Below are 23,965 nucleotides of genomic sequence, written 5' to 3'. Positions count from 1 at the left end.
TCCTCATGCCCAGTGTCGAATCGGACGCCCTGCGTCTACACTTCAACTCCTTCACCGAACGGCTCGCCGCCAACCCGGACGCCGACCTCGCCACGATCCGGCGCATGCTCGACGAGCTGCAGGTGCGCAGCGCCGAGCCGACCGAGGTCACCTACGAAGAGGTGATGGCCGGCGATCAGTCGGCCATCGTGTGCACCCCGACCCAGCGCTCCGCGACCGGCGCCGTTCTCTATCTGCACGGTGGCGGCTTCGTTGGCAGCTCAATGCACACGCACCGCAAGCTCGGCGGCCACCTGGCCAGCCAGCTCGGAGCGCCCGTGCTCGTGCTTGACTATCGGCTGGCGCCGGAGGCACAGTTCCCCGCACCGCTCGATGACGCAGCTGCGGCACTGAAGTGGCTAGAGGGTCAGGGGTACGCACGGGAGAGCATCGCGCTGGCGGGGGACTCCGCCGGCGGCAACCTTGCCGTGTCCCTCGCGCTCCGGCTCCGAGACCACGGTGAGTCCCGGCCTGCCGGCATCATCGCCTTCTCCCCGTGGATCGACTTGGCGTGCACGGGGGAGACGTTCGAGTCGAACGCGGCGAAGGACGCTTTCGTACAGCGCCCCGTCACCGAGAACATGGCGGCGCTGTATCTCGGCGATGTCGCCACCACCGACCCGAAGGCGAACCCGTTGCACGCTGACCTCACCGGGCTCCCGCCTCTCTTCGTCGCCTACGGCGATCAGGAGACGTTGCAGAGCGACAGCGAGCAGCTGGCCGAGCGGGCGCGGGCCGCCGGCGTCGACGTCACCACCGAGCTCGCCGAGGGGATGCAGCACGTGTACATCCTCATGGTCGGTCGGGCTCCCGAAGCCGACGCGACCGTGACCAACGCGGCCGCATGGCTGAACTCCGTGTGGAGTGCGTCATGAGCGCCGCGCTGCAGATCGAACTCGCGGAGCCGGTCGACACCAGTGATCTGCGCCGCGTGTTCGGGGCCTTCCCCAGTGGGGTGGTCTCGGTGTGCGCGCTGGTCGAGGGCGAGCCCGTCGGCATGGTGTTCAGCTCGTTCACGTCGGTCTCCCTCGACCCGCCGCTGGTCTCGATCTGTGCCGCGCACAGCTCCGAGACCTGGCCGGCCCTCCGCGGGGCCAACCGGCTCGGGGTGAGCGTGCTCGGGGTCTCGCATACCGATGCGGCGCGCAAGCTCTCCTCACGCCAGGGCGACAGGTTCGCTGACCTGGATATAGAGAGCAGCGAGGACGGGGCGCTGTTCCTCGCAGGCGCCGCCGCCTGGCTCGACTGCACCGTCGAGGCCGAGCTGCACGGCGGCGACCACGACGTCGTGCTCCTGCGGGTGGAGCGAATGGCAACCTCCAGCGACACGGAGCCGCTGGTCTTCCACGGCTCGCGGTTCCACCGGCTCGACGCACTGGTGAGCCCTAGCCGGTGAACCCACGCCCGGGCTGACCAACGACCGGCGGAACGTACATCCCAAGCTCGATCAAAGACGACGGAGTCCGTGCCACCGCGCGGCATGCCGAAAGGAATGAACACCATGTCGGAACTGACAATTGTCCTCTCGGACCTGTCGTTCACGGAATGCCCGCGGTGGCACGACGGACGTCTCTGGCTCTCGGACTTCTACACCAACCAGGTGCTCTCGGTGGCACCCGATGGCTCGGACCTGCGCACCGAGCTGATCGTGCCCCGGCAGCCGGGTGGCATCGGATGGCTGCCCGACGGCCGTCTGCTGGTGGTCTCGGCGCAGGACCACCGCATCCTGCGTCGGGAGCTGGACGGTGACGTGGTCGTGCACGCCGACCTAAGCGAGTACGTTCCCGGCAACCTCAACGACATGGCCGTCGACAGCCACGGGCGGGCGTACATCGGCAACTTCGGTTTCGACCTCGCCGGCGGAGCGAAGCCGGCCGCGACCAACCTGATCCGGGTCGACGTCGAGGGCTGCGTCGAGCAGGTCGCCGACGAACTGTGGTTCCCCAACGGCGCTGTGGTGACCGACGACGGTGTGCTACTGGTCAACGAGACCCTCGGCAACCGCGTCACTGCCTTCGACATCGACGCCCACGGGGACCTGCGTAACCGCCGGGTCTGGGCGAAGTTCGGCGACGTGCCGGCCGGCGACGACATCGTCACCATGATCACCGGCGCAAACGTCGCCCCCGATGGCAGTTGCCTGGACGCCGAGGGTGCTCTGTGGATCGCCGACGCGCTCCACGGAAAGGCGATCCGGGTCCGGGAGGGCGGCGAGGTGGTCGAGGAGATCCAGGCCGACACCGGCGTGTTCGCCTGCATGCTCGGCGGTGAGGACGGGCGCACGCTCTTCTTATGCACGGCGCCCGACTTCGACCCGGCCGCACGTAGCGCCGCCCGGGAGTCGCAGGTGCTCGCCACGCTGGTCAGCGTGCCCCACAGTGGCCGCCCTTGATCCCATATGGGCGCCGACGGCCGCCCCACCTCCCAACGCGCCCTTGGACGGAGCAGGCCAACACCAAGACAGGAGTGAAGCATGACTGGAAGAGTCGAAGGCAAAGTCGCCTTCATCACCGGTGCCGCCCGCGGACAGGGCCGCTCGCACGCGCTGAGGCTGGCGCAGGAGGGTGCCGACATCATCGCCGTCGACATCTGTGAGCCGGTGCCGTACGAGGTGAGTGCCGCTGCGAAGGAAGACGACCTGGCTGAGACCGTTCGGCAGGTCGAGGCCCTGGGACGGCGGATCGTGGCCCAGAAGGCGGATGTTCGCGACTACGACGCGTTGCATTCCGCCGTCGAGCAAGGGATCGGCGAACTGGGAGCCCTGGACATCGTAAGTGCGAATGCGGGGGTCGTCGGCACTCCGACAGCGACAGACGCCCTCCCCGAGGATGAGTGGCGCACGATGATCGATATCAACCTCAGCGGGGTCTGGCACACGGTCAAGGCGGCGATCCCTCACCTCAAGGCCGGCGGCAACGGAGGCTCGATCATCCTGACGAGCTCGGTCGCGGGGATCCGCGGCTACGCCAACATGGCGCATTACGTGTCGGCGAAGCACGCGGTAGTGGGTCTGGCCCGCACGTTGGCGATCGAGTTGGCACCGGAGAGCATCAGGGTCAACAGCGTCCACCCCACTCAGGTCGACACCGACATGATCCACAACCAACCCATCTACGACCTGTTCGCTGGCAAGTCGGGGGCCACACGGGAGGAGTTCGCCGAGGCGTCCAGTCGCTTGCAACTCCTGCCGGTGCCCTGGGTGGAATCGATCGACATCTCCAACGCCGTTCTCTTCTTGGCAAGCGACGAGGCTCGCTACATCACGGGCGCTGCCCTAGTCGTCGACGCCGGCAGTTCTCTGCTCTGAGCCCGGGCGTCGAGGCCGGTCAGCTCCCCGCGAGGAGCGACTGTGACCGACTCTCTGCGTTCTTCTGGATCGGCTGGGAAGGAGCGGTGCTGCGGGCACGCCTGGCCCGCAGCACCCGGCCTCTCGACATCTTTATCGACGGCTTCCTGGCCTGCGCGGCCACCGATCACACTGACCGATCCCTGACCCGTCCGACCGACTAACCCGAGGAGCTCCATGTTCACCGCGATCATGACCGACAAGGATGAGTCGGGTTATCGCAGCCAGTTGCGCGAGCTGTCCGAGCAGGACCTGCCTGAGGGCGAGGTGACCGTGCGAGTCTCCTACAGCACTCTCAACTACAAGGACGGCCTGGCTATCACCGGCAAGGGGCCTGTCGTGCGACGTTTCCCGATGGTGCCCGGCATCGACCTCGCCGGGGTCGTCGAGTCGAGCGACCACCCGTCGTACCACCCGGGTGATCGTGTCGTGCTGAACGGCTGGGGCGTGGGCGAGACCCACTGGGGCGGGCTCGCGCAACTCGCCCGACTCCGGGGCGACTGGCTTGTGCCGCTGCCGTCCGGCCTGAGCGAGAAGCAGGCGATGGCGATCGGTACGGCGGGCTACACGGCGATGCTCTGCCTCATGGCCCTTGAGCAGCACGGCCTGACACCCGATGACGGAGAGGTCCTCGTCACCGGCGCGAACGGCGGAGTGGGCAGCTTTGCAATCTCGCTCCTGGCGCACCACGGCTACTCGGTGATCGCGGCGACCGGCCGTCCAGGGGAAGCCGACTACCTGCGCCGGTTGGGAGCGAGCACCATCCTCAACCGTGCCGAGCTCTCTGAAGCCGGGCGCCCGCTCGCGAAGGAGCGGTGGGTCGCAGCCGTTGACTCCGTGGGAAGCCATACCCTCGCCAACGTCTGCGCCGGCACACAGGCCGAGGGCGCGGTTGCTACCTGCGGCATGGCGCAGGGCATGGACCTGCCCGCCACCGTGGCACCGTTCATCCTGCGCGGCGTCAGCCTGCTCGGAATCAACAGCGTTACCCAGCCGTACGCCAAACGTGTCACCGCATGGGAGCGACTGAGCCAGGAGTTGGACCGCGGCCGCCTGGATGAGATCAGCCACGAGACCGGCCTGAGCGAGGCGATCTCCACGGCGTCTGAGTTGCTCGCGGGACGGGTACGGGGCCGCGTCGTCGTCGACGTGAACCGCTGACGTGTCGGGTCGGACTAGCTACCCCTGGACACGCGACTCCCGCCCGGCCCACGCCTCCTCCCGGAGCACAAACTTCTGAATCTTGCCGGTCGACGTCTTCGGCAGCGTCGGGAGCACCTCGACTTCGCGTGGCGCCTTGTAATGTGCGATCCGGGAGCGCACGTGCGAGATCAGCGCTGGTCCGTCGACGTCATGACCGGTGCGGAGCACGACGTATCCCTTGGGGCTCTCGCCCCACCGGTCGTCCGGGACGCCGACGACGGCGGCCTCGAGTACGGCGGGATGGCTCATCAGCGCTTGCTCGACCTCGACGGTCGAGATGTTCTCTCCGCCGGAGATGACGACATCCTTGGCGCGGTCGCGCAGTTCGACGTAGCCGTCGGGGTGGACCACGCCGAGGTCGCCGGAGTGGAACCACCCGCCGCGGAACGCCTCAGCGGTACTCTCGGGGTCGCGGTAGTAGCCCTGCATCACGTTGTTGCCGCGCATCACGATCTCGCCGACGCTTGCCCCGTCCATGGGCACGTCACGCATCTCCTCGTCAACCACGCGCAGCCGCTCGGCCTGGATCATGCCGACTCCCTGACGGGCGAGCAGCGCTGAGCGCTGCTCCGCGTCGAGGACGGCCCATTCGGGCTGCACCTCGCACACGGCATAGGGCCCGTAGGTCTCGGTCAGGCCGTAGACATGGACGAGGTCGAAGCCGAGGTCGGTCAGCTGTCGGATCGTCGTCGGGCTGGGCGGCGCGCCCGCCGTGCTGACCACGACCGGCGCGGTCAGCGGGCCGGCTTCGGGTGCCTCCATCATCGTCGTGAGCACGGTCGGGGCGGCGTTGAGGTGGGTGACGCCATGTTCGCGAAGCGCCGCCCAGATCGCCTCGCCGCGGACCTCGGGCAGACACACGTGCACGCCGCCGATCGCCGTGAGAGCCCACGGCATGCACCATCCGTTGCAGTGGAACATCGGCAGCGTCCACAAGAGCACCGATCCCGTCGAATGGCGGCTGTGCAGCAGCTCGCCGAAGGAGTTCAGGTACGCCCCGCGGTGGGTATAGAGCACGCCCTTGGGCCGGCCGGTCGTGCCCGAGGTGTAGTTGATCGCGATCGTTGTGCGCTCGTCAGCCACCTCCCAAGCCAGCGGCGGCTGTCCGGCGGCTCGGCCGAGCAGTTCGCCCCACGCCGTATGCAGGTGGTCCTGCTGACCGCCCTCGGTGACCGCGCACTCAAGGACACCGGCGTGCGTCAGTCCCTCGGCGGCCGCCGTCGCCAGCCCGGCTAGCCTGTGGTCGACGAGCAGCATCCGCACCCCGGAATGCTCGAGGATGTAACGCACCTCGTCGGGCGAGAGCCGAGTGTTGACGGCCATGAGGATGGCGCCGGCGAGGGGCACGGCGAAGTGTGCGAGCAGCATCTCGGTAACGTTCGGCATCAGCACTGCAACCCGGTCGCCGGGTCGTACGCCCGAGGCGGCCAGGGCCCGGCTGAGCTGCTGTGCGCGGTCGCCGAACTCGGCGTACGACAGCCGTCGCTTCCCATCGATCACGGCCGTCTTGTTGGTCCACAAGCGAGCCGAGCGCTCCAAGAACGCCAGCGGCGTGAGTGCGGTCTCGTTGATGGTATCCAATGGTCTGTTCCCTTCCGTCCGGCCGCGACCGTATGCGGGTTCTACGCGGCCACCGGAGGAGACGCTAGAGAGCCCCAGAGCCCGGCTCCAGGGCTTCAGCAAGAGCGTGCGGGAAGTGGATACAGGACGACGGAGAACGGATTGAGGCCCGCCCCAGCCGCTCCTAACGTGATGGGCATCACTCAGCATGAGGCCCCGATCAGCGGTGGTCCATGCCCCCTTCTGCGCCCGTCAGCGGCGCTCGACGAAAATAGGAGTACGCCATGGCCAAGTCGTGGGTTTTCGAAATCTTCAGCTACCCCTACGATCCCGACCCGGAGAAGTTCGACCCCCAGCTGTGCAAGGAGCTATACGACTGGAAGCTGGAGTCGTGGGTCGCCTCGGAAGGCTTCGGGTTCGACGGCGTGCTTTTCTCCGAACACCACTTCACGCCGTACAGCATCAGCCCCTCACCCAACCTTCTGGTTGCCACCCTCGCGCAGCGCACCAGCACCATGCGGATCGGCGTGATGGCCAACATCACCGCGTTCCACAACCCGCGCCGCCTCGCCGAGGAGGCGGCGATGCTCGACTACCTGACCGACGGCCGCTTGGAGTGGGGCCTGGGGCGTGGCGTGGACGAGCCTGAGTTCCTGCGCGAGGGCGTCAAGATGGAGGAGACCCGCGACCGATTCGAAGAATCGGTCGCCCTGATGCAGGCCGCCTGGCGGAACCCGGTCTTCACCCACAAGGGCCAGTACTACAACTACGACAGCGTCTCGCTCTGGCCGCGCCCGATGCGCCCCGAGCTGCCCATCTGGGTCACAGCGCTGAGTCCGAACACCGTCGCCTGGGCGGCGCGCAACAACTTCAAGTTCACTTCTGTCTTCGCGCCGACCTCGGAGATGCGCTCGATCTTTGAGGGCTACAAGGCGGCGGCCGCCGAGACCGGCCGCGAGGCCAGCCCTGAAGACATGGGCGTCTGCCGCAACATCGTCGTGGCCGCTTCCGAGCAGGAGGCCCGCGAGGTGGCCGAGCCGGCGTTCAACGCACTCTTCGCCGCGTTCAAGGAGGCGGCGGTGTTCCACGACCTCGACAACGTCCCCCAGGGCTATGAGCACTACCAGTCCTTCTTCCGCCCTTTTGCGGGCGAGGGCGTTACGTTCGAGGACCTGTGCAGCCTGGGCATCATCGTCGTCGGCACGCCGGAGTCGGTTCTCGACCAGCTCGTCGACCAGGTCGAGACGATCGGCTGCGGCAATCTGCTCAACTGGGGCTCCTTCGGCAACATGACCAAAAAGCAGACGATGAGCTCCTACCAGCTCTACGGCGAGCACGTCGCCCCCGCGCTGCGCAGCCTCAAGGCCTGAGCCGTGCCTGGTCAAGTCGCACTCTGCTGCATGTCGCACAGCCCCCTCCTCCACAGAGCCGATCCGGGCCCGGAGACCCGAGTGGCGGTGGACGGTGCGCTCGAGGACGCCCGTCGGTTCGTGGAGGACTTCGACCCTGAGCTGGTCATCGTCTTTGGGCCTGACCACTACAAGGGCTTCCTCTACCAGCTGATGCCCCCGTTCTGCCTAGGCGCCGCAGCCGAGGCGATCGGCGACTACGGCACGCAGGCGGGCCTGCTCGACGTACCGCAGGACATCGCGGACGACCTCGCTCAGGCGGTACTAGCCGCCGGCGTGGACATTGCCGTCTCGGAGCGCATGTCGATCGATCACGGCCTCTCGCAGCCGCTGCAGGTGCTGCTCGGCTCGATCGACGCCCGGCCGGTCGTCCCGGTCTTCATCAACTCCGTGGCGGCGCCGCTCGGGCCGATGCGGCGGGCGCGCCTGCTCGGGGAGGCGGTCGGCCGGTTCACCTCCGACCTCGGCAAGCGCGTCCTCGTGATCGGCTCGGGCGGCTTGTCCCACGACCCGCCGGTCCCGCAGCTGCGCACGGCGTCGCCTGACGCCTTGCCCTATCTCATCGACCGCGAGCGCACCCCCGAGGAGCAGGAGCGCCGGGAGGAGCAGGTGTACGTCGCCGGCCAGGCCTTCGCCCAGGGCACTTCACCGCTCCGGCCCCTCAACCCCGCGTTCGACCAGCAGGTGCTGGACCTGCTGTCGGCCGGCGAGCTCGAGCGCTTCGACGCCTTCACCGTCGAGTGGCTCGACCAGCAGGGCGGTGGATCGATCCACGAGATCCGCAACTGGGTCGCCGCCCACGCCGCGCTGGCTGCCGCCGGGGCGTACCGCACCACCAGCACGTTCTACCGACCCGTTCCCGAGTGGATCGTCGGCTTCGCCGTCACCACCGCCATCCCAGCCTGAACAGGAGCACTCCCATGATCGAACGCGAAGACGTCATCGAGACCAGTGACGGCCCGATGGCCGTTGTCATCCGCCACCCCGAGGGCGACGGTCCGTTCCCGGTGGTCATCGTCTACCACGACGGGCCAGGCGTGCGTGGTGACATCCACGACATCACCCGCACACTGGTCGACCAGGGCTATTACACCGTGCTGCCCGATCTCTACCACCGGCTCGGGCGGTTCATCACGTTCGACATGGAGGGCGTGGCGAAGGGTCCTGGGTCGCCGGAGTTCAACCGACTGATCACGGCTGTTGAGTCGCTGGAGGACGATAATGTCCTCGCCGACACGGTTCATGTGCTCGAATCCGTGGGTGGCGACGCCGCCGCGGACCTGAGCCGCAAGGCAGCGATGGGCTTTTGCATGGGCGCGCGTTTCACGCTGCGGCTGCTGGCTTCGGACCCCAAGGGATACGCGGCCGGATCCGCGCTCCACCCGTCGGCGTGCGTCACCGACGAGCCCGACTCCCCGCACCGCAGCGTCCATCGCATCGGGGCAGAGCTGTTCGTAGGACTGGGCGACGCGGACGTGATCTCGCCGCTCGAGCTCAACCAGCCGCTGCGCGACGAGCTCTCCTCGCCATCGGTGAAGGCGGCCGTCGAGATATTCGAGGGCGCCGACCACGGCTTCATGTTCCCGAACTACCCCTCCTACCAGGAGCGGGCCGCAAAGGTGTCGTGGGAGCGGACGCTGGAGCTCTTCGACCGTACGCTCACCCCAGCCTCGCACGCCTAATGGGCACGCTCACGACCCCGGTCCAGAACAGCACGGTGACGACCGGGGCCTACGTCACGCACATGGACACCGCAGGCACCGATGACGGCCACCCGCTGCTGCTCCTACACGGGACCGGACCGGGCGCTAGCGGCCAGGGTGCCTTCGAGCCGCTGCTGGGCAGGCTCAGCGCCCACCGCTGCTTGGTGCCTGACCTGCTCGGCTTCGCTGACAGCAGCCATCCCGAGGACATAGGCTCCGGGGCCGGCCCGTGGCTTCGGGCACGCGTCGACGCCGTGCGGGCGCTACTCGACGCGCTGGCGATCGAGCGGACCCATCTACTCGGCCACTCCTACGGCGCGCGGGTCGTGCTCGAGTTGTTGCGCCTCGAGCCCGAGCGGTTCGGGCGGGTCGTCCTAGTGGCGGCGGGCGGGACGCCGGTGCCTGCCGACACGAGCCAGCTGACCGACTTCTATGCCGACCCCACCGAAGAGCGGATGCGAGCGATGATCACCGGGCAACTCGCCGCCGGGTCGGCGCCCCCGTCTGACGATCACGTGCGACGCCGGCTGGCGCTTGCGCTTCGACCGGACGTACGCCGCTCCTTCGCCGCGGCCATGGCACCCGGCGAACCCGCGCCAGTCCACGACGCGGCGGCCCTGTCGGCCGTCGACCACGACGTGCTCGCCGTCCACGGCCGACGAGACACCGTGATCCCCTACGCCGCCAGCCTGTTCCTCGCCGAGCACGCACCCCGCTGCGATCTGCACGTCTTCGCCCATGCCGGCCACCAGGTGCAGCTGGAGATGCCGGACGCGCTCGCCTCGGTCGTGTCCCGATTCCTCGCAGCCGGTGACCCGGCATGAGTGGCGAGCCCGACATACAGAAGGAAGGAAAGAGATGACTGAAACCGCTCTGATCGATGGCGCACGGCTACGAAAGGTGTTCGGGATGTACCCCACCGGCGTGGCCGTGTTGGCCGCCCTCGTGGACGGCACCCCCGAGGGCCTGGCGGCGAGCTCGTTCACCTCCGTGTCCCTGGACCCACCGTTGGTCTCGGTGTGCGTAGCCCACACCTCCTCGACCTGGCCGCGGTTACGTTCCGCCACGCGGATCGGCGTAAGCGTGCTATCGGGCGATCAGGAGCAGGCTGGCCGGCAGCTGTCCGCCAAGGGCGTCGACCGTTTCGCCGGCCTTGCGTGGCGTGAGACTCCCGGCGGTGCTCTGCTGCTCGAGGGCGCCAGCGCCTGGCTCGACGTGAGCGTCCATCAGCACGTCGTGGCTGGTGACCACGACATCGTGATCCTCCGCGTCCACGACCTCGGCAGTAACCACGGGCTGCAGCCGCTGGTGTTCCACGCCAGCCAGTTCCGTCGATTGGCTGGGTGATGACGGTGGAAGAGCGCTCGACCACGTTGGCTTCCGAACTAGCGAAAGCGGAGCGTACGGTGCATCCGATCGCGCAGCTGACGCTGGCCGGAGACCTCTCGCTGGCCGAGGCGTATGCGGTACAGCTCGCCGGTGTGGCGCAGCGGGCAGATCAGGGTGACCCTGTTGTGGGCCTCAAGCTTGGCTTCACCAGCCGTGAGAAGGCTCGACAGATGGGTGTCCATGACGTGATCTTGGGCGTGCTGACCGGCGCCATGGACCTTGGGGGCCAGCCGCGAATCGTCCGTGGTCAGCTCATCCACCCAAGGATCGAGCCGGAGGTTACGTTTCGCCTAGGACCGGGTGCGGCGGAGGTGGACCTCGCCGATCCGCGTGTCTCACTTCTCGATCATGTCACCCACGTCGCCGCGGCGGTGGAGGTGATCGATTCCCGCTATCGCGACTTCCGGTTCAGCCTCGAGGACGTCGTGGCCGACAACACCTCCGCCGCACGGTTCGCCGTCGGGACGTGGGTGCCGATCGACGAGGTGCGCCACCGGATCAGCAGCTTGCCTGTCTCGCTCCGCGCCAACGGGGAGGTGATCGCCGAGGGCAACACGGCCGCTATCCTGGGCGACCCCCTGGCCACGCTCGTCGCCGTACAACGTCTCGCGGCCGAACACGGGCACCCACTGCCGGCGTCGGCGGTCGTTCTCGCCGGTGCGGCCACGCCGGCGGTCGTGATGACACCGGGCGTGACCTACGACGTCGAGGTCACCGGCCTCGGCGGGGTCTCCGTACGGGTCGAGGAATAGGTGGCAACGGGGATCGAAGAGACGAGCAAGACCCCACGCTGACCGACCCGCTGCCGGGCAGGCGATCAGCATGGCCTGAACCGGCCACCCGATACCGTCCACGAACGTGTGCCACGCAGGTGAAGGCCGCCGCCTACGACGTTGCCGCCCCCTGACGCGGCCTGCGAGGATCCGTGATCCCGGTCAGTGGGACAAGCCGTTTGACGAGCGCGGGTAAGCCATGGTCCGTGATGAGATGGGATGCCCATCTCGCGCGGGCTGTTTCAGAGACATAGGTGCCAAGGGGGCGCGGTATGAGCCAGCCAGCTACCGGGGTCATTGCGCCAGGGACACTCTGGAGGACAGAGGATCCCGACGAGGCCACGAACATTCTGAGCACGGTCTATGCCCCACACTCCTTGACCGCGAAGGGTGGTGGCCCATTCTCGTTCAGCCTTCAGACCGCCCACTCCCAGGAACTCATGGTCGGGTTCAACCGCTTCGGCTCCGAAGTTCGCATCGACGTGCCCCCGCCATCACGTTTTACACTCTCTGCTACAGCCCCGACGGCCCGGTGAACACCAGTTCCGGCGAACGCAGCATGGTGGCCTCAGCAACGACGGCCACGATCCTCCACCCCGACCACAGCTGGAGCTTCAGTCACTGGACCACCGGCGCATCGGTGATGTGTGTGCGCATCGATCGCGCCTCCCTTGAGGACGAACTCAGTGCTCTGCTCGGGCGTCCTGTCACCGACCCGATCGACTTCGGAGGCTCCCTAGACCTATGCAACGACCGTGGCGGGGAGTTCGCGCGGATCCTGCAAACCCTGCGCAGCGCGACCGGCGGTCTCAGCGGCATGGCTCAGTTGCACCCCCTGATCGCTGACCGCACCGGGCAGCTGCTCACGTCCGCGCTGTTGCTGGGCTGCGAGCACAGCTACTCTGACCTCCTGAGCGCCCGCCAGGCCATGACTGCCGTCCCCGGGGCCGTACGCCTCGTCCTCGATGCCGTCGAGCACGATCCGATGCAGGTGCTCTCCGCCGCTGACGCCGCCCGCATCGCCCACCTCAGCATCCGCGCCGTCGAGAAGGCCTTCGAGAAGCACGTCGGGGTCTCGCCCGTCCGCTTCGCCCGCCAAGTGCGCTTGGCCCGCGCCCGTGCTGACCTTCTCGCAAGCTCCCCCGAGTACGAGACTGTGCTCGGCATCGCCGCCCGCTGGGGCTTCAGCCACGCCGGGCGGTTCGCGTCACTCTACGAGGATCGGTACGGGGAATTGCCGTCGGTCTCCTTGCAGCGCTGAGCGGGCAATCGCCCAACGTGCAGTGCTATCTGCCGCAGCGGCTTCTCGGCCAGTCTGTCTCATCGTCACCGGCAGCGCGCGGACGCTGGCGATGGCCGTGGGCGACCGCACGCGGGTCGGGTACCTCCGCAAATGCGTAGAGGGCTACCACTTCAGACCGACCCGTACCCATCAGGCCGGGCGGATCTCCTTAGCGACCTCCTCAGTGTAGGACGCACACGCCTCAGCGGAGTTCTCCGGGAATCGCTCGTCCTTGGCACACAACAGCCCGACCTCGCGGGTGACAGGCCTGTCCCAACGACAGGCCGTCATCGCGGAGACGGGATGCCGACGGCGACTGAGAGGTTCGTCGCGACGCTTCCATAGCGGTGGCAGGGGTAGGAGCAGGAGAACAAGGAGCAAACGCTGCGCTTCCGTGGCTGCTGGCTCTGAAGTTCGTGCCCGGGCTTTTCAGTAATGCGGCGTCGTCGGCGTACCTGAAGCTTGGCGAACGGATCAGCGTGCTCCGCGGAAACTCCGCACTTTGAGACTCGAAATGCGCCGAGACGTCGCGCTAGAGTCAGAGGCGAATTACGAATCGATGTGGGCATCGGTGCAGGTCAAGTCTAGATCTTCCGAGACGGAACGTGCGATCCTGCGTTGAGGCCGAGAGGTCCCGGCGACACGAGAAGGCCAGGGGTTCGAATCCCCTCAGCTCCACCACCTGAAACCCGGTTCTGAACAGCCACAACGAGGCTGTTGGGGCCGGGTTTCTTGCTCGTCATTTGCTGGTCTGCTCGTCATCTGCCCCCGGGTCCTTCCGGACACTTCTGAGCACTCCCGTGCAGGGTTGCCCCGGTATCGGTGGTGAACAGAAGATCGTTGGCCCTCCTGCCGGTAGTCATGTGCTGAACGCTCGTGGAACTCTGTAGGAGGGAGCGACTGGAGCGACAGGGTGCTGGCGTCTGTTGCTCGTCCCAGGGTCGGAGATTTCGTGCGAGCGGGGCGTGGCGGAGAGGTTGGGTGCACGTTCTTGACCGGACGCGTCGTTGACGCCGTCGGACCGGCGAGCCATGATCGGTGGAATTCGAGCGTCGACTCGATTCCGTCTCTTCAGATTGCCGAGGTGTCATGGGAGTTCTCACCTTGGCGCGCCTCGCGGCAAATCGCGGTCGTGCCGTGCTGTCGGACACCGAGGACGCCGACCAGATCATCGACGTGTGCACCGGCGCGCTGCGCCCGCACTCCCTTGCGGTACGCCAAGCCCGAGCGCAGCTCGCCACGACCCTGACCCACGTCCAGCTGCGTGATGCCTCGGTCAACCGGCTGCGCTACGGAGCGGAGGTCACGGTGAGCTCCGGGGACGGAGTGCTCGACGACTATCTCCTGACCCTCCCTGTCGCGGGCGCAGGGATGTTCCGATACGGAGATACGGAGGTGCTGGCGACACCTGGCCGCGGCGTCATCATCGGCCCGCACCGCGAGTTCGAGTTCGCGTTCGACGCAGCCTGGGACCAGGTGATCGTGCGCCTTGACCGGGGCCGGGTCGAGTCGGTGGCGGCCGGCATTACCGGTGAGGTGGGTCCGGTCCACTTCGACGTCGCCCTGGCCGAGGGCGTCATCAGCCTCGACGGCTTGCTGGAGTCGGCCGTCAGCCTCGTCGACTCGGCCGCGGTCGAGCATCGTCCTCATCTGTTGTGGCAGCTCGAGCAGGTGATCATCGAGACGCTGCTGCTCGCGCAGCCGAACAATCGGACGTCCGTCGATCCAGACGATGCTCAGCCGGTGTCGCCACGCGTGCGGCGGGCGATGGACTTCATGCTCGACCGCATTGGTGAGCCCCTGACTGTCACGGCGGTGGCGGAGGCGTGCGGAACGAGCGTACGGAGCCTGCAGGCCGGCTTCCGGCGTGAGCTCGGGACGACCCCGCTGCAGTGGCTGCGTTCCCAGCGGATCGAGCGCGCCCACGCTCTGCTGGCCGGCGGTGCGCCCGGACTGTCGGTGACCGACGTCGCCTACAGCTGCGGCTTCTTCCACCTCGGCGAGTTCAGCAATGCATTCCGCCGCCGCTACGGAGTCACTCCCTCCACGGTCCTCGCCGAGCGTCGCTGACCAACCTCTTCGCGCATTTCCGAGTGCGCGACAGCGTCTTTCCGATATCGGGTGTGCCCCCGGTCACATGATCGTTGGGGCATGCAGATATCGCTCCTCCAGCTCGCCAGTCCGGACCATGAATCGGTCGAGGACCGACTTGCCCGTGTCGACCGCACGGTTCGCTCCGAACGCGCCTTGCGCGACGTCGATCTGCTGGTCCTGCCGGAGATGTGGACGGCCGGCTACTTCTCCTTCGAGCAGTACGCCGAGCGTGCCGAGCCCTTCGAGGGCCCGACGCTCTCCGCAGCTCGTAGCTGGGCGGCCGCGCTGCGGTTGTTCGTGCACCTCGGCAGCTTCGTGGAGGCCGACGCCGAGGGCCGGCTGCACAACACCTCCGTGGTCGTCGCCCCTGACGGCGCAGTCGTCACCCGCTACCGCAAGGTCCATCTGTTCGGCTACGGCTCTCGCGAGTCCGAGCTGTTGACGCCGGGTGACGACCTCGGCGTCGGACCGGTTGCAGGTCCTGCCACGGGTATCACGACGTGCTACGACCTGCGCTTCCCCGAGCTCTTCCGGAGCCTGGTCGACGAAGGAGCGGAGCAGGTGGTCGTCTGCGCCGCCTGGCCTGCTGCTCGCCTCGAGCACTGGCGTCTGTTCACCTCGGTGCGCGCCGTCGAGCAGCAGGTCAACCTGATCGCGTGCAACGCGGTCGGCGACCAGCAGGGTGTCGCTCTCGGTGGTCACAGCCGTGTGGTGGCGCCCACCGGCGACGTGCTGGTCGAGGCAGGCACCGACGAGGGCTTCACGTACGCCGATCTCGATCCCGGTCTGCCGAGCCGGGTCCGCGCCGAGTTTCCCGCCCTGGCCGACCGCCGTTGGCCGGCCGCCCTCACCACGATGAAGGAGTACGCATGAGCACCACTGCGACACGTCTCCGGCTCGGCACCACGGACGGTGCCGATGTCGAGATCGAGCCGACCCACCTCGTCGTCGCCGGTTACACCGGCCGCGACCAGGAGGCGGTTCGCCATCACATCGACGAACTCGCCGCGATCGGCGTGCCGGAGCCGGACACGATCCCCGCCTTCTACCCCCTCGAAGTCGACAGGCTGACCACCGCCGAGCGCATCGAGGTCAGCGGCGCCGAGACCTCCGGCGAGGTCGAGCCGGTGCTCATCCGGGCCAACGGCACCTACTACCTGACGATCGGGTCGGACCACACCGATCGAAAGATGGAGACAGTCGGCATCCAGCTTTCGAAGGCCGCCTGCCCGAAGCCGATCGCCTCCACCCTCATCGAGCTCGGCGACCCGCCGGCCCTTGTCGACTGGGACGCCATCGTCGTCCGCAGCTGGGTCGACGGCGACCTCTATCAGGAGGGCACCCTCGCCTCGATGCTCCCGATCACCCAGGTCCTGGCCGAGTGGGACCAGATCGGTGGCAGCGCCGACGTGGCCCTGGTCCTCTTCGGCGGCACTCGCCCGCTGATCGACGGCACCTTCCGCTACGGCCGCGACTGGCGCATGCAGCTCGAAGTCCCCGGCCACGCACCGATCGAACTCACCTACACCGTCTCTGTCAGGAGCAACTGATGCGTACCAGCACCGATTACCTCGCCTCCCTTGACGACGGCCGCCGTGTCATCGTCGATGGCAAGCCTGTCGAGCACATCGCCAGCGACCCGGCCTTCGCGCCTATCGCCAGCACCATCGGCGATCTGCTCGACCTCGCTGCCGACCCCGCCAACGAGATGCAGGTCCACGACGAGGCGAGCGATCGCCCGGTCAACCGTCTCTTCCTCGCGCCCCGCAGCGCGGATGACCTGCAGTCGTGGCGCGACGCCGCCCAGGTCTGGGCCAACCACACCCACGGTTGGGTGGGACGCTCTCCCGACCATGTCGGTGCGTTCGTGGCCGCGTTCTCGGCCTACCCCGAGGCGTTCGCGACCGAGCGTGGTCTGGCCGACAACGTGCTCGCGTTCCACCGACGCATCGTCGAGAACGACCTGTACGTGTCGTACGCGATCATCCCGCCGCAGGTCTCACGCGCCACGACCGCGCACGCCTGGGAGGGCGACTTCATCCAGGTCGGCGTCAAGGAGGAGCGCGAGGACGGCATCGTCGTCCGCGGGGCCCAGATGCTGGCCACCGGAGGTGCGGTCGCCGACGAGATCCTGGTGTCCTGCATCAAGCCGCTCCAGGCCGAGGACGCCGACTTCGCGGTCAGTTTCACGGTCCCGGTCAACGCCGACGGCCTCAGTCTCTACTGCCGTCGCCCGTACGCACCTGGCGCGACGAGCGAGTACGACTACCCGCTGAGCTCCCGCTTCGACGAGACCGATGCACTGCTCGTCTTCGACGACGTGTTCATTCCGTGGAAGGACGTCTTCGTCTACAAGGATGTCGCCGGCCTCCGCAAGCAGTTCTTCGAGACTGCAGCCCACGTCCTGGGCAACTTCCAGGCCCAGATCCGGTTCGCCACCAAGCTGAGGTTCCTCGCCGGCATCGCTCGCAAGGTCGCCGCGGTCAACGGCGTGGACAAGTTCCCCGGCGTGGTCGAGAAGCTCGGTGAGCTGGCCAGCCTGGTCTCGGTCGTCGAGTCCGGTGTCAACTCCGCCCAGTTCACCGCCACGATCGATGCGCAGGGCGTGATCCGTCCCGGTGCCCAGGCGCTCTACGGTGCCATGGGTCTCCAGGCCGAGATCCACCCGCGCGTCATCGGCATCCTGCGAGACCTCGTCGGGGGTGGAGTCCTGCAGGTGCCCTCCAGCGTCCACGAGCTCGTCGAGGAGGCCACCCGGGACGACATGGAGCGCTATGTCAGCAGCCCCGGCATGTCCTCGATCGACCGGGTCAAGCTGTTCAAGCTGGCCTGGGATGCGATCGGCAGCGAGTTCGCCGGCCGTCACCAGCAGTACGAGCTCTTCTACTCCGGAGCCCCCTTCGTCGTGAAGGGCTACGCGTTCCGCAACTTCGACTACGACGGGCCGATCGGGTCCGTCGAGGAGTTCCTGGCGTCGTACGGCGTCACCGAGCTCGCCGCAATCACCGAGGAGGTCACCGCATGAGCAAGCCCGAGATCGAGTTCACCCCGATCACCGACATCGACTACACCCTGTGCCCGGGAGACAACCCCCTGATCAAGGAACGGATCCTCGCCTCCGACCCGAAGGGCGGCGTAGCCACCCGGATCCTGCGTTACGAGCCGGGCGCCGACTCGACAGAGCTGGGCGTGCAGAAGCACGAGTTCTGGGAGGAGGTCTACATCATCGAAGGGTCGTTCCACGACCTCTCCCTGGACCGGACCTTCGTGGCCGGCGAGTTCGCCTGCCGGCCGCCGGGCATGCCGCACGGCCCGTGGCGCACCGACGAGGGTGTGACCACCTATGAGGTCCGCTACCACGCCCGGGCCGAGGACTGAGGGAGATGGGGACGATGACCGCATCCCTGGTCGACCCGATGACGATGCGGCAGACCATGGGCCGCTTCGCCACCGGTGTCGCCGTCATCACCACAGAACACGAGGGCGTCCCGCACGGCATGACCGTGAACTCGCTGACCTCGGTCTCGCTCGAGCCGCCCCTGCTGCTGGTCTGCTTCAATCACGGGGCTCGCAGCGGGGATGCGGTCACGTCCGCCGGGCGGTTCGCGGTCAACATCCTTTCCGCGCGCCAGCAGCCGATCGCGATGCGCTTCGCCCAGCGCGGCGAGGACCACTTCGCCGGCCTCGGCCTGGAGTACGACGGCCACCGCGTGCCCGTCGTGCCCGGTGCGTTGGCGCACCTCGACTGTGACGTCGAGCAGGTGGTCGAGGCGGGCGACCACACGGTCGTCTTCGGGGCAGTCAAGGATGTCTGCTCCCGTGAGGGGGACGCTCTCGGGTTCCACGGCGGACGCTTCGCGGACGTCACCGCACACGGGCACGAGCCCGAGCACTGGTTCTTCTAGGCCACCCCGGCCCGAACCAGACCTGAACGAGAAATGCCCCGGCGGCTGCGGCAACAGCCCCCGAGGCGAGGTCACCGGACACGCACCTTCAGGAGAGACCCATGTCCAGAACAACCCTCGATCAACCTAGCAAGCAGTCTCGGCGAACATCACACACCAGCCTGCCGGTCGTCGCCGGCTCGAGCCTCGCCGGCACCGCCGTCGAGTGGTACGACTTCTTCCTCTACGGCACCGCCTCGGCGCTCGTCTTCAACACCCTGTTCTTCCCTGCCTCCGACCCCCTCGTCGGCACGATCCTCGCCTTCGCGACGTACGCAGTGGGCTTCCTGGCGCGTCCGATCGGCGCCATCGTCCTCGGGCACTTCGGCGACCGGCACGGGCGGCGCGCCACGCTGATCGCGAGCCTGCTGCTGATGGGCGGATCCACCTTCCTGATCGCCTTCCTGCCGAGCTACGCGACGATCGGGATCGGCGCGCCGATCCTGCTCGTGACCCTTCGCCTCGTGCAGGGCTTCGCACTGGGCGGCGAGTGGGGCGGCGCCGTACTTCTCGTCTCCGAGCACGGCGACGAGAAGCGGAGGGCGTTCTACGCCTCCTGGCCCAACATCGGCCCACCGCTCGGAAACCTCGCCGCGGCAGGAGTGCTCCTTGCCCTCAACAGCACGCTGTCCGAGGCCGACTTCCTGTCATGGGGCTGGCGGATCGCCTTCGGCCTCTCGGCGCTCCTCGTCCTCATCGGTCTCTGGCTGCGTCTCTACGTCGCAGAAACCCCGCTCTTCGAGCAGGCACAGAAGAAGGCCGATGCCCAGCCCAAGGGTCTACCCGCGGGCGTCGTGGTCCGCAAGCACTGGCGGATGGTGCTGCTGGCCGCGGCAACCCGCTTCGGTGAGAACGCAGGGTTCTACATCTACTCCCTGTTCGTGATCACCTACGTCACCAAGATGATCCACCTCGACCAGTCGGTGGCGCTGACGGCGGTACTGATCGGCCAGGGCGTCGCGGTCGTAGCGATCCCCTTGATCGCCGTGCTCGCCGATCGAATCGGGCGACGGCCGATCTATCTCGCCGCATCGGTGGCGACGATCGTGTGGTCCTTCGTCTTCTTCGGCCTGCTGGACACGAAGAACACGGCGCTGATCGTGGTGGCCGTGGTGGGAGGTCTGCTGATCTTCGCCGCCTTCAGCGCGGTGATCGGCGCCTTCTTCTCCGAGTTGTTCCCGACCGAGGTGCGCTACTCCGGCGTCTCGTTGGCCTACAACCTGGCCTCGGTCCTCGCGGGCTCGCTCGCTCCGATCATCGCGATCGCGCTCTACCAGAAGTTCGGGACGGGCTATGCGATCGCGGCGTACCTCGCAGCCATGGGCGCGGTCTCCCTCGTCGCCTCGCTGATCGCGAAGGAGACGCGGGAGACGGACCTGGCCACCGTCGGACAAGACTGAGCGATCTCGGCGGCTCTGCGGCCGGCATCGCTGATCAACAAGTCGTTCTGGCCAGATCTACTCTGGGGGAGGGGGTGCAACGTGTCCATCGATGAGATCGCTGAAGTCGTTCGGTGCCACGGCACTCCGCTCCTCCGTGCCGCAGACGAGGTTGACGAGGTGGTCGACGCCTGCGCGACAGCGCTACGTCCTCATGTGCTGCGCGTACGCGGTCGAGGAGCCGATCTCTCCGCGCGGCTGGATCATCTGCCGAGCGCAGTCGGTTTGTGCCGGCTGCGCTACGGCGCTGACGTCACCATCTCGGGGATCGCCCCGGAGCAGGACGAATTCATCGTTGCGCTGCCGGTCGCGGGACGTGCGCGTTTCGACTACGGACGGGCGACCGCTGTGCTCGGGCCCGGAGCCATGTCGGTTGTCAGTCCCTACCGGCCGTTCACGCTGGAGATCGGCCGCGACTTCGACCAGGTCCTGATGCGCTTGGACCGTCGGCGTGTCGAGATCGCGGCCGCGGCGCTGATCGGGGCTCGAGAGGCGACCCCCGTGCACTTTGATCTCACGACCGCCCAGATCAGCCCCGGGCTCGTGGGGGTGATCGACGCGGCCGCCCGGCTCGCGGCCGATCCGCACGTCACACAGCGCATGCGCCTGGTGATCCAAGCCGAGACCCTGATCGTCGATGCCCTTCTGCTGGGGTACCCGAGCAACCTGAGCAGGAGACTCGAGGGCGTCGCGAAGAGCCCCTCCGCCGAACGTGTGTCTCGTGCGATGGAATACATGCTCGTGAACCTCGCGCAACCGCTCTCGCTCTCGGACGTTGCTCGGCATTGTGGGGTGACGCTTCGGAGCCTGCAGCTCGGGTTCCGCCGCGAGGTCGGAATGTCGCCCGGTGAATGGCTCCGCAATCAGCGTCTAGAACGCGCCCACCATCAGCTCTCCATGGCTGACGAGGCCGAGACGACCGTGACTGCGGTGTCCGTGGCGTGCGGATTTCTGCACCTCGGGGACTTCGCCGCGAGGTTCAAGCAGAGGTTTGGGGAGTCGCCATCGGCCGTGCTGCGAGGCGCCCGCCGGTAGGGCCGACGTCGCCTGCAAGGTGGCCGTTCGCGTCCGTGCTCACCAGTGTTCGCATCGGCGATTGGCGGGAGCCCCCTGGTGGACGAGACTCGATTGAACCGGACGAGCGGTCAGCCGGTCTGGATTCCAGAACCGTCGCCACCGACGGACCTGCATCGCGGCACATCGCGCTTCCATCACCACGCCAATGAGCAAGGAGATCCACCATGTCCCTATCGGTCGAAGACAAGCTCGAGATCGTAGAGCTCTCCAACGCGCACATGCGCTCACTCGACAACCACGACGTCGACGCCTGGGTAGCGGCCTGGGTGCCGGACGGGACGTTCGTCGCCACGTACGGCACGTTCGCCGGGCACGACGCGATCCGTGAGTTCATCAACGGTCACATCGCAGCCGGCAAGGAAGACGGTGCCCGCCACCTGATGACGAACTACGTCGTCGACGGCGATGGCGACACTGCCAGCATCACCTGCGCAGTCACCAAGCTCCAGGTGGAGAAGCCCCCGTTCATCATCGCCTCGGGTATCTACACCGACAGCGTCGTGCGCACCGCAGAGGGCTGGAAGTTCGCGTCGCGCAAGTTGGACATCGACAACGGTGTGTTTGCGCGTGCCGCGGCCGAGGCGGCTGCCGCCGGATCGCAGCGTTGAGGAGTCTGGCCATGACCGAACTTGCCGCGGAACGCTGGGGAGACTCGGGCCCTCGGGTCGTCATGGTGCACGGCAGCTTGGGTTCTGCTGCGGCCGCCTTCGGCGAGCAGCAGGTGCTCGCCGACCGATTCCAGATCATTGCCCCGTACCGCAGGGGCTATAGCCCGAGCCCGAGCACCGAGCGGATCGACCCAGATCGTGACGCGACCGAGATCGTCGAACTGCTCGGCGACGGGGCGCACCTGGTGGGAACGTCCATGGGAGGGGTCGTCGCCATGCGGGCCGCCGCCTTGGCTCCGGAGAAGGTCTGGTCGCTGACTGTGGTCGAACCGCCGGCGATGCCGAACGGTGCAGGTCGGCCAGCAGCAGACCAGCTCATTGCGGCGCTGCGCGACTACTGGGCCGTGGCAGACGCCTCGGATCTCGAGTCCTTCGCGGCGGGCTTCCTCAAGGTGCTCAGCGTTGACATTCAACTGCCCTCGCCGCTCCCCCCGTCGCTCGTTGAGGCGGTCGGAAACCTCACCACCGAGCGGCCTTGGGAGACCGGAGTTCCGGTGGAGAAGCTCGCACAGACCTCCTTCCCCAAGCTGATCGTGACGGGTGGCGGAACAGCCGGTTTCGAGGACGTGGCCGACGCGTTGGCGGAGACCCTGGGGGCCAAGCGGGTTCTGTTCGAGGGAAGTCCGCATGCCGTCCAGCGAATCGGCCAGCGGTTCAACGACGAACTCCTCGCCCACCTGAGTGCTGCCGCGGCCGCTGTCAGGCAGGCCTGACCGCCGCCGAGTCAGCCGACTCAACATCAACTCAACACATCAGCTCTGTCGAGGGGCATCGAGATAAGACGAGGGGAGTTGGGGTGGATACCCGAAACAACGGACGATGTTTGAACGTCATCGCTGGTCAGCGACCGAGCGAGCCCAAGAAGGGCCCAGCGTCGCCGGGACATCGGCGTTGAGGATTCACGCTCGGACTGAAAGAGAAGGCTAGGGGTTGAATCCCCTCAGCTCCACCATGTGCTTGAGACGCGACAGGAAGCCCGGGCCCTAGGCCCGGGCTTCTTTGCGTGCTTCGCCAGAAGCTCTTCTCGGGTTCGATCTGGTGGGCGGAGAGGATCCCGCCACTCCTCGGACAGATCCCCGCAAATGGGGCATGACGCCGAAGAGGAGCGCCGGGCATCCTGCAAGAGGCTCGGGGCGGCAACGACACACCACGAGCGGGGGGAATCATGGGGGCATGGCTTCGGCGCACGCTGGCGGCCTCGGCGGCGGCGAGCGCGGTGGGGCTAGCGGTGGTGCCACCGGCGGCGGCCATCGTGTACGGGGCGCCCGACCAGGGTCGGCATCCGGCCGTGGGCAGCCTCCTCTACGACTTCGACGGGGACGGAGCGCTGGACCAGGCGTGCACGGGGACCTTGATCTCGCAGACCGTGTTCCTGACCGCTTCGCACTGCACCGCCTTCCTCGACGCGCAAGGCGTCGGCGAGGGCGAGGCCGCGGTGACCTTCGACGACGAGATCGGCCCGGGCATGACCCTGCACCGCGGCACCGCACACACTCACCCCGACTACGGATACTCCGGGGCCGGTGGCCGCTCCGAGCCGCACGACATCGCGGTGATCGTGTTCGACGACCCCGTCGGGATCCAGCCGGCCCAGCTCCCCGAAGCCGGCCTCCTGGATGACCTCAAGGCCGCACACCAGCTGAGGAGCACCGAGTTCACAACCGTCGGCTACGGGGCGGTCCGCGAAACCCGAAAGGGAGGGCCTGCCGGGATCCTGGACAACAACGAGCGACGATTCGCCGTCCAGACCCCGGCATCGCTGACCAGCACCTGGCTGACCCTGTCGGTCAACCAGGCCACCGGCGGCGGTGGCACCTGTTCCGGCGACTCCGGAGGGCCGCACTTCCTCGGTGCCGGAGCAACCGAGACCGACGTCGTCGCGTCCATCACGGTCACCGGCGACACCGTCTGCAAGGCCACCGACGTGACCTACCGGGTGGACACCCCGGCCGCCCGCGACTTCCTCGCCGGGTTCGTGACCCTGCCCTGAGCTCGCTTCGCCGCGGCCGACCAGTTGCAGGAGGGGAACCGAGAGGATC

General features: G+C 67.5%; 26 protein-coding genes. 25 read left to right on the top strand and 1 reads right to left on the bottom strand.

From position 1 onward, the window contains the following. Positions 1–5: 5 nt before the first annotated feature. The 6 genes from ABZ796_RS11200 to ABZ796_RS11175 all read left to right on the top strand — a co-directional run bounded on the left by ABZ796_RS11200 (position 6) and on the right by ABZ796_RS11175 (position 4,546). Complete coding sequence (locus tag ABZ796_RS11200) at positions 6–914, top strand: alpha/beta hydrolase (RefSeq protein ID WP_357336925.1); 909 nt, start codon at positions 6–8, stop codon at positions 912–914. Continuing rightward, on the top strand, positions 911–1,435 hold the full coding sequence (locus tag ABZ796_RS11195; protein ID WP_357336924.1) for a flavin reductase family protein: 525 nt from the start codon (positions 911–913) through the stop codon (positions 1,433–1,435). Before ABZ796_RS11200 ends, ABZ796_RS11195 begins: the two co-directional genes overlap by 4 nt. A gap of 105 nt (positions 1,436–1,540) precedes the next feature. Continuing rightward, positions 1,541–2,431 (top strand): SMP-30/gluconolactonase/LRE family protein, encoded by an 891-nt coding sequence (locus ABZ796_RS11190; RefSeq protein ID WP_357336922.1) that lies wholly within the window; start codon positions 1,541–1,543, stop codon positions 2,429–2,431. Between the two features lie 81 nt (positions 2,432–2,512). Then, positions 2,513–3,346, top strand: coding sequence for a mycofactocin-coupled SDR family oxidoreductase (locus ABZ796_RS11185; RefSeq protein ID WP_357336920.1), 834 nt, complete (start codon positions 2,513–2,515; stop codon positions 3,344–3,346). Then, positions 3,235–3,549: a TetR family transcriptional regulator C-terminal domain-containing protein gene (locus tag ABZ796_RS11180; protein WP_357337044.1), complete on the top strand. Its 315-nt coding sequence runs from the start codon at positions 3,235–3,237 to the stop codon at positions 3,547–3,549. Before ABZ796_RS11185 ends, ABZ796_RS11180 begins: the two co-directional genes overlap by 112 nt. 13 nt (positions 3,550–3,562) lie before the next feature. Next, entirely contained in the window at positions 3,563–4,546 is a 984-nt protein-coding gene (locus ABZ796_RS11175) for an MDR family oxidoreductase (protein ID WP_357336919.1), read from the top strand. 18 nt (positions 4,547–4,564) lie between these two features. On the opposite strand, the gene ABZ796_RS11170 is transcribed toward ABZ796_RS11175, so the two are convergent. Then, a complete protein-coding gene (locus ABZ796_RS11170; RefSeq protein ID WP_357336917.1) occupies positions 4,565–6,169 on the bottom strand; it encodes a long-chain-fatty-acid--CoA ligase in 1,605 nt (534 codons plus the stop codon). A gap of 263 nt (positions 6,170–6,432) precedes the next feature. Here ABZ796_RS11170 and ABZ796_RS11165 point away from each other — a divergent pair, with 263 nt between their 5' ends. The 19 genes from ABZ796_RS11165 to ABZ796_RS11075 all read left to right on the top strand — a co-directional run bounded on the left by ABZ796_RS11165 (position 6,433) and on the right by ABZ796_RS11075 (position 23,916). Continuing rightward, positions 6,433–7,518 carry an LLM class flavin-dependent oxidoreductase gene (locus ABZ796_RS11165; RefSeq protein ID WP_357336915.1) on the top strand — a complete coding sequence of 362 codons (1,086 nt, stop codon included), beginning with the start codon at positions 6,433–6,435 and terminating at the stop codon, positions 7,516–7,518. 3 nt (positions 7,519–7,521) lie between these two features. After that, a complete protein-coding gene (locus ABZ796_RS11160; RefSeq protein ID WP_357336914.1) occupies positions 7,522–8,463 on the top strand; it encodes a 3-carboxyethylcatechol 2,3-dioxygenase in 942 nt (313 codons plus the stop codon). Between the two features lie 14 nt (positions 8,464–8,477). Continuing rightward, positions 8,478–9,239, top strand: a complete 762-nt coding sequence (locus tag ABZ796_RS11155) for a dienelactone hydrolase family protein (protein WP_357336913.1) — start codon at positions 8,478–8,480, stop codon at positions 9,237–9,239. Next, positions 9,239–10,084 carry an alpha/beta hydrolase gene (locus ABZ796_RS11150; RefSeq protein ID WP_357336912.1) on the top strand — a complete coding sequence of 282 codons (846 nt, stop codon included), beginning with the start codon at positions 9,239–9,241 and terminating at the stop codon, positions 10,082–10,084. Before ABZ796_RS11155 ends, ABZ796_RS11150 begins: the two co-directional genes overlap by 1 nt. 34 nt (positions 10,085–10,118) lie before the next feature. Further along, on the top strand, positions 10,119–10,607 hold the full coding sequence (locus ABZ796_RS11145; RefSeq protein WP_357336910.1) for a flavin reductase family protein: 489 nt from the start codon (positions 10,119–10,121) through the stop codon (positions 10,605–10,607). Then, positions 10,607–11,401, top strand: a complete 795-nt coding sequence (locus ABZ796_RS11140; protein ID WP_357336909.1) for a fumarylacetoacetate hydrolase family protein — start codon at positions 10,607–10,609, stop codon at positions 11,399–11,401. Before ABZ796_RS11145 ends, ABZ796_RS11140 begins: the two co-directional genes overlap by 1 nt. 293 nt (positions 11,402–11,694) lie before the next feature. Beyond that, positions 11,695–11,958, top strand: a complete 264-nt coding sequence (locus ABZ796_RS11135; protein ID WP_357337043.1) for a hypothetical protein — start codon at positions 11,695–11,697, stop codon at positions 11,956–11,958. Next, positions 11,916–12,683 carry a helix-turn-helix transcriptional regulator gene (locus tag ABZ796_RS11130; RefSeq protein WP_357337042.1) on the top strand — a complete coding sequence of 256 codons (768 nt, stop codon included), beginning with the start codon at positions 11,916–11,918 and terminating at the stop codon, positions 12,681–12,683. The genes ABZ796_RS11135 and ABZ796_RS11130 overlap by 43 nt, the downstream gene beginning before the upstream one ends. A 1,110-nt stretch (positions 12,684–13,793) precedes the next feature. Then, a complete protein-coding gene (locus ABZ796_RS11125; RefSeq protein ID WP_357336907.1) occupies positions 13,794–14,774 on the top strand; it encodes an AraC family transcriptional regulator in 981 nt (326 codons plus the stop codon). Positions 14,775–14,855: 81 nt separating this feature from the next. Then, on the top strand, positions 14,856–15,671 hold the full coding sequence (locus tag ABZ796_RS11120) for a carbon-nitrogen family hydrolase (RefSeq protein WP_357336905.1): 816 nt from the start codon (positions 14,856–14,858) through the stop codon (positions 15,669–15,671). Beyond that, a complete protein-coding gene (locus tag ABZ796_RS11115) occupies positions 15,668–16,348 on the top strand; it encodes a DUF2848 family protein (protein ID WP_357336904.1) in 681 nt (226 codons plus the stop codon). Before ABZ796_RS11120 ends, ABZ796_RS11115 begins: the two co-directional genes overlap by 4 nt. Next, entirely contained in the window at positions 16,348–17,823 is a 1,476-nt protein-coding gene (locus tag ABZ796_RS11110; RefSeq protein WP_357336903.1) for a 4-hydroxyphenylacetate 3-hydroxylase N-terminal domain-containing protein, read from the top strand. Before ABZ796_RS11115 ends, ABZ796_RS11110 begins: the two co-directional genes overlap by 1 nt. Further along, a complete protein-coding gene (locus ABZ796_RS11105) occupies positions 17,820–18,176 on the top strand; it encodes a cupin domain-containing protein (protein ID WP_357336902.1) in 357 nt (118 codons plus the stop codon). Before ABZ796_RS11110 ends, ABZ796_RS11105 begins: the two co-directional genes overlap by 4 nt. Before the next feature lie 14 nt (positions 18,177–18,190). Further along, a complete protein-coding gene (locus ABZ796_RS11100) occupies positions 18,191–18,703 on the top strand; it encodes a flavin reductase family protein (RefSeq protein ID WP_357336901.1) in 513 nt (170 codons plus the stop codon). A 101-nt stretch (positions 18,704–18,804) separates the two neighbouring features. After that, positions 18,805–20,142 carry an MFS transporter gene (locus ABZ796_RS11095; protein WP_357336900.1) on the top strand — a complete coding sequence of 446 codons (1,338 nt, stop codon included), beginning with the start codon at positions 18,805–18,807 and terminating at the stop codon, positions 20,140–20,142. A gap of 81 nt (positions 20,143–20,223) precedes the next feature. After that, positions 20,224–21,216, top strand: a complete 993-nt coding sequence (locus ABZ796_RS11090; RefSeq protein ID WP_357336899.1) for an AraC family transcriptional regulator — start codon at positions 20,224–20,226, stop codon at positions 21,214–21,216. Between the two features lie 206 nt (positions 21,217–21,422). Continuing rightward, entirely contained in the window at positions 21,423–21,866 is a 444-nt protein-coding gene (locus tag ABZ796_RS11085; RefSeq protein ID WP_357336898.1) for a nuclear transport factor 2 family protein, read from the top strand. Positions 21,867–21,877: 11 nt separating this feature from the next. Beyond that, positions 21,878–22,639, top strand: coding sequence for an alpha/beta hydrolase (locus ABZ796_RS11080; protein ID WP_357336897.1), 762 nt, complete (start codon positions 21,878–21,880; stop codon positions 22,637–22,639). Positions 22,640–23,091: 452 nt separating this feature from the next. After that, positions 23,092–23,916, top strand: coding sequence for a trypsin-like serine protease (locus tag ABZ796_RS11075; RefSeq protein ID WP_357336895.1), 825 nt, complete (start codon positions 23,092–23,094; stop codon positions 23,914–23,916). Positions 23,917–23,965: the final 49 nt, after the last annotated feature.

It is taken from the genome of Nocardioides sp. NPDC047086 (assembly GCF_040643685.1).
GTDB lineage: Bacteria > Actinomycetota > Actinomycetes > Propionibacteriales > Nocardioidaceae > Nocardioides.
The sequence above is the reverse complement of the archived record's forward strand: the minus strand, read 5'-3'. Positions and strand labels throughout refer to the sequence as shown.

Bases quoted from the DNA above. Each gene is read 5' to 3' on its own strand.
- ABZ796_RS11200 (WP_357336925.1), top strand. From the start codon at position 6: ATGCCCAGTGTCGAATCGGACGCCCTGCGTCTACACTTCAACTCCTTC.
- ABZ796_RS11195 (WP_357336924.1), top strand. From the start codon at position 911: ATGAGCGCCGCGCTGCAGATCGAACTCGCGGAGCCGGTCGACACCAGT.
- ABZ796_RS11190 (WP_357336922.1), top strand. From the start codon at position 1,541: ATGTCGGAACTGACAATTGTCCTCTCGGACCTGTCGTTCACGGAATGC.
- ABZ796_RS11185 (WP_357336920.1), top strand. From the start codon at position 2,513: ATGACTGGAAGAGTCGAAGGCAAAGTCGCCTTCATCACCGGTGCCGCC.
- ABZ796_RS11175 (WP_357336919.1), top strand. From the start codon at position 3,563: ATGTTCACCGCGATCATGACCGACAAGGATGAGTCGGGTTATCGCAGC.
- ABZ796_RS11165 (WP_357336915.1), top strand. From the start codon at position 6,433: ATGGCCAAGTCGTGGGTTTTCGAAATCTTCAGCTACCCCTACGATCCC.
- ABZ796_RS11155 (WP_357336913.1), top strand. From the start codon at position 8,478: ATGATCGAACGCGAAGACGTCATCGAGACCAGTGACGGCCCGATGGCC.
- ABZ796_RS11150 (WP_357336912.1), top strand. From the start codon at position 9,239: ATGGGCACGCTCACGACCCCGGTCCAGAACAGCACGGTGACGACCGGG.
- ABZ796_RS11145 (WP_357336910.1), top strand. From the start codon at position 10,119: ATGACTGAAACCGCTCTGATCGATGGCGCACGGCTACGAAAGGTGTTC.
- ABZ796_RS11140 (WP_357336909.1), top strand. From the start codon at position 10,607: ATGACGGTGGAAGAGCGCTCGACCACGTTGGCTTCCGAACTAGCGAAA.
- ABZ796_RS11135 (WP_357337043.1), top strand. From the start codon at position 11,695: ATGAGCCAGCCAGCTACCGGGGTCATTGCGCCAGGGACACTCTGGAGG.
- ABZ796_RS11125 (WP_357336907.1), top strand. From the start codon at position 13,794: ATGGGAGTTCTCACCTTGGCGCGCCTCGCGGCAAATCGCGGTCGTGCC.
- ABZ796_RS11120 (WP_357336905.1), top strand. From the start codon at position 14,856: ATGCAGATATCGCTCCTCCAGCTCGCCAGTCCGGACCATGAATCGGTC.
- ABZ796_RS11115 (WP_357336904.1), top strand. From the start codon at position 15,668: ATGAGCACCACTGCGACACGTCTCCGGCTCGGCACCACGGACGGTGCC.
- ABZ796_RS11110 (WP_357336903.1), top strand. From the start codon at position 16,348: ATGCGTACCAGCACCGATTACCTCGCCTCCCTTGACGACGGCCGCCGT.
- ABZ796_RS11105 (WP_357336902.1), top strand. From the start codon at position 17,820: ATGAGCAAGCCCGAGATCGAGTTCACCCCGATCACCGACATCGACTAC.
- ABZ796_RS11100 (WP_357336901.1), top strand. From the start codon at position 18,191: ATGACCGCATCCCTGGTCGACCCGATGACGATGCGGCAGACCATGGGC.
- ABZ796_RS11095 (WP_357336900.1), top strand. From the start codon at position 18,805: ATGTCCAGAACAACCCTCGATCAACCTAGCAAGCAGTCTCGGCGAACA.
- ABZ796_RS11085 (WP_357336898.1), top strand. From the start codon at position 21,423: ATGTCCCTATCGGTCGAAGACAAGCTCGAGATCGTAGAGCTCTCCAAC.
- ABZ796_RS11080 (WP_357336897.1), top strand. From the start codon at position 21,878: ATGACCGAACTTGCCGCGGAACGCTGGGGAGACTCGGGCCCTCGGGTC.
- ABZ796_RS11075 (WP_357336895.1), top strand. From the start codon at position 23,092: ATGGGGGCATGGCTTCGGCGCACGCTGGCGGCCTCGGCGGCGGCGAGC.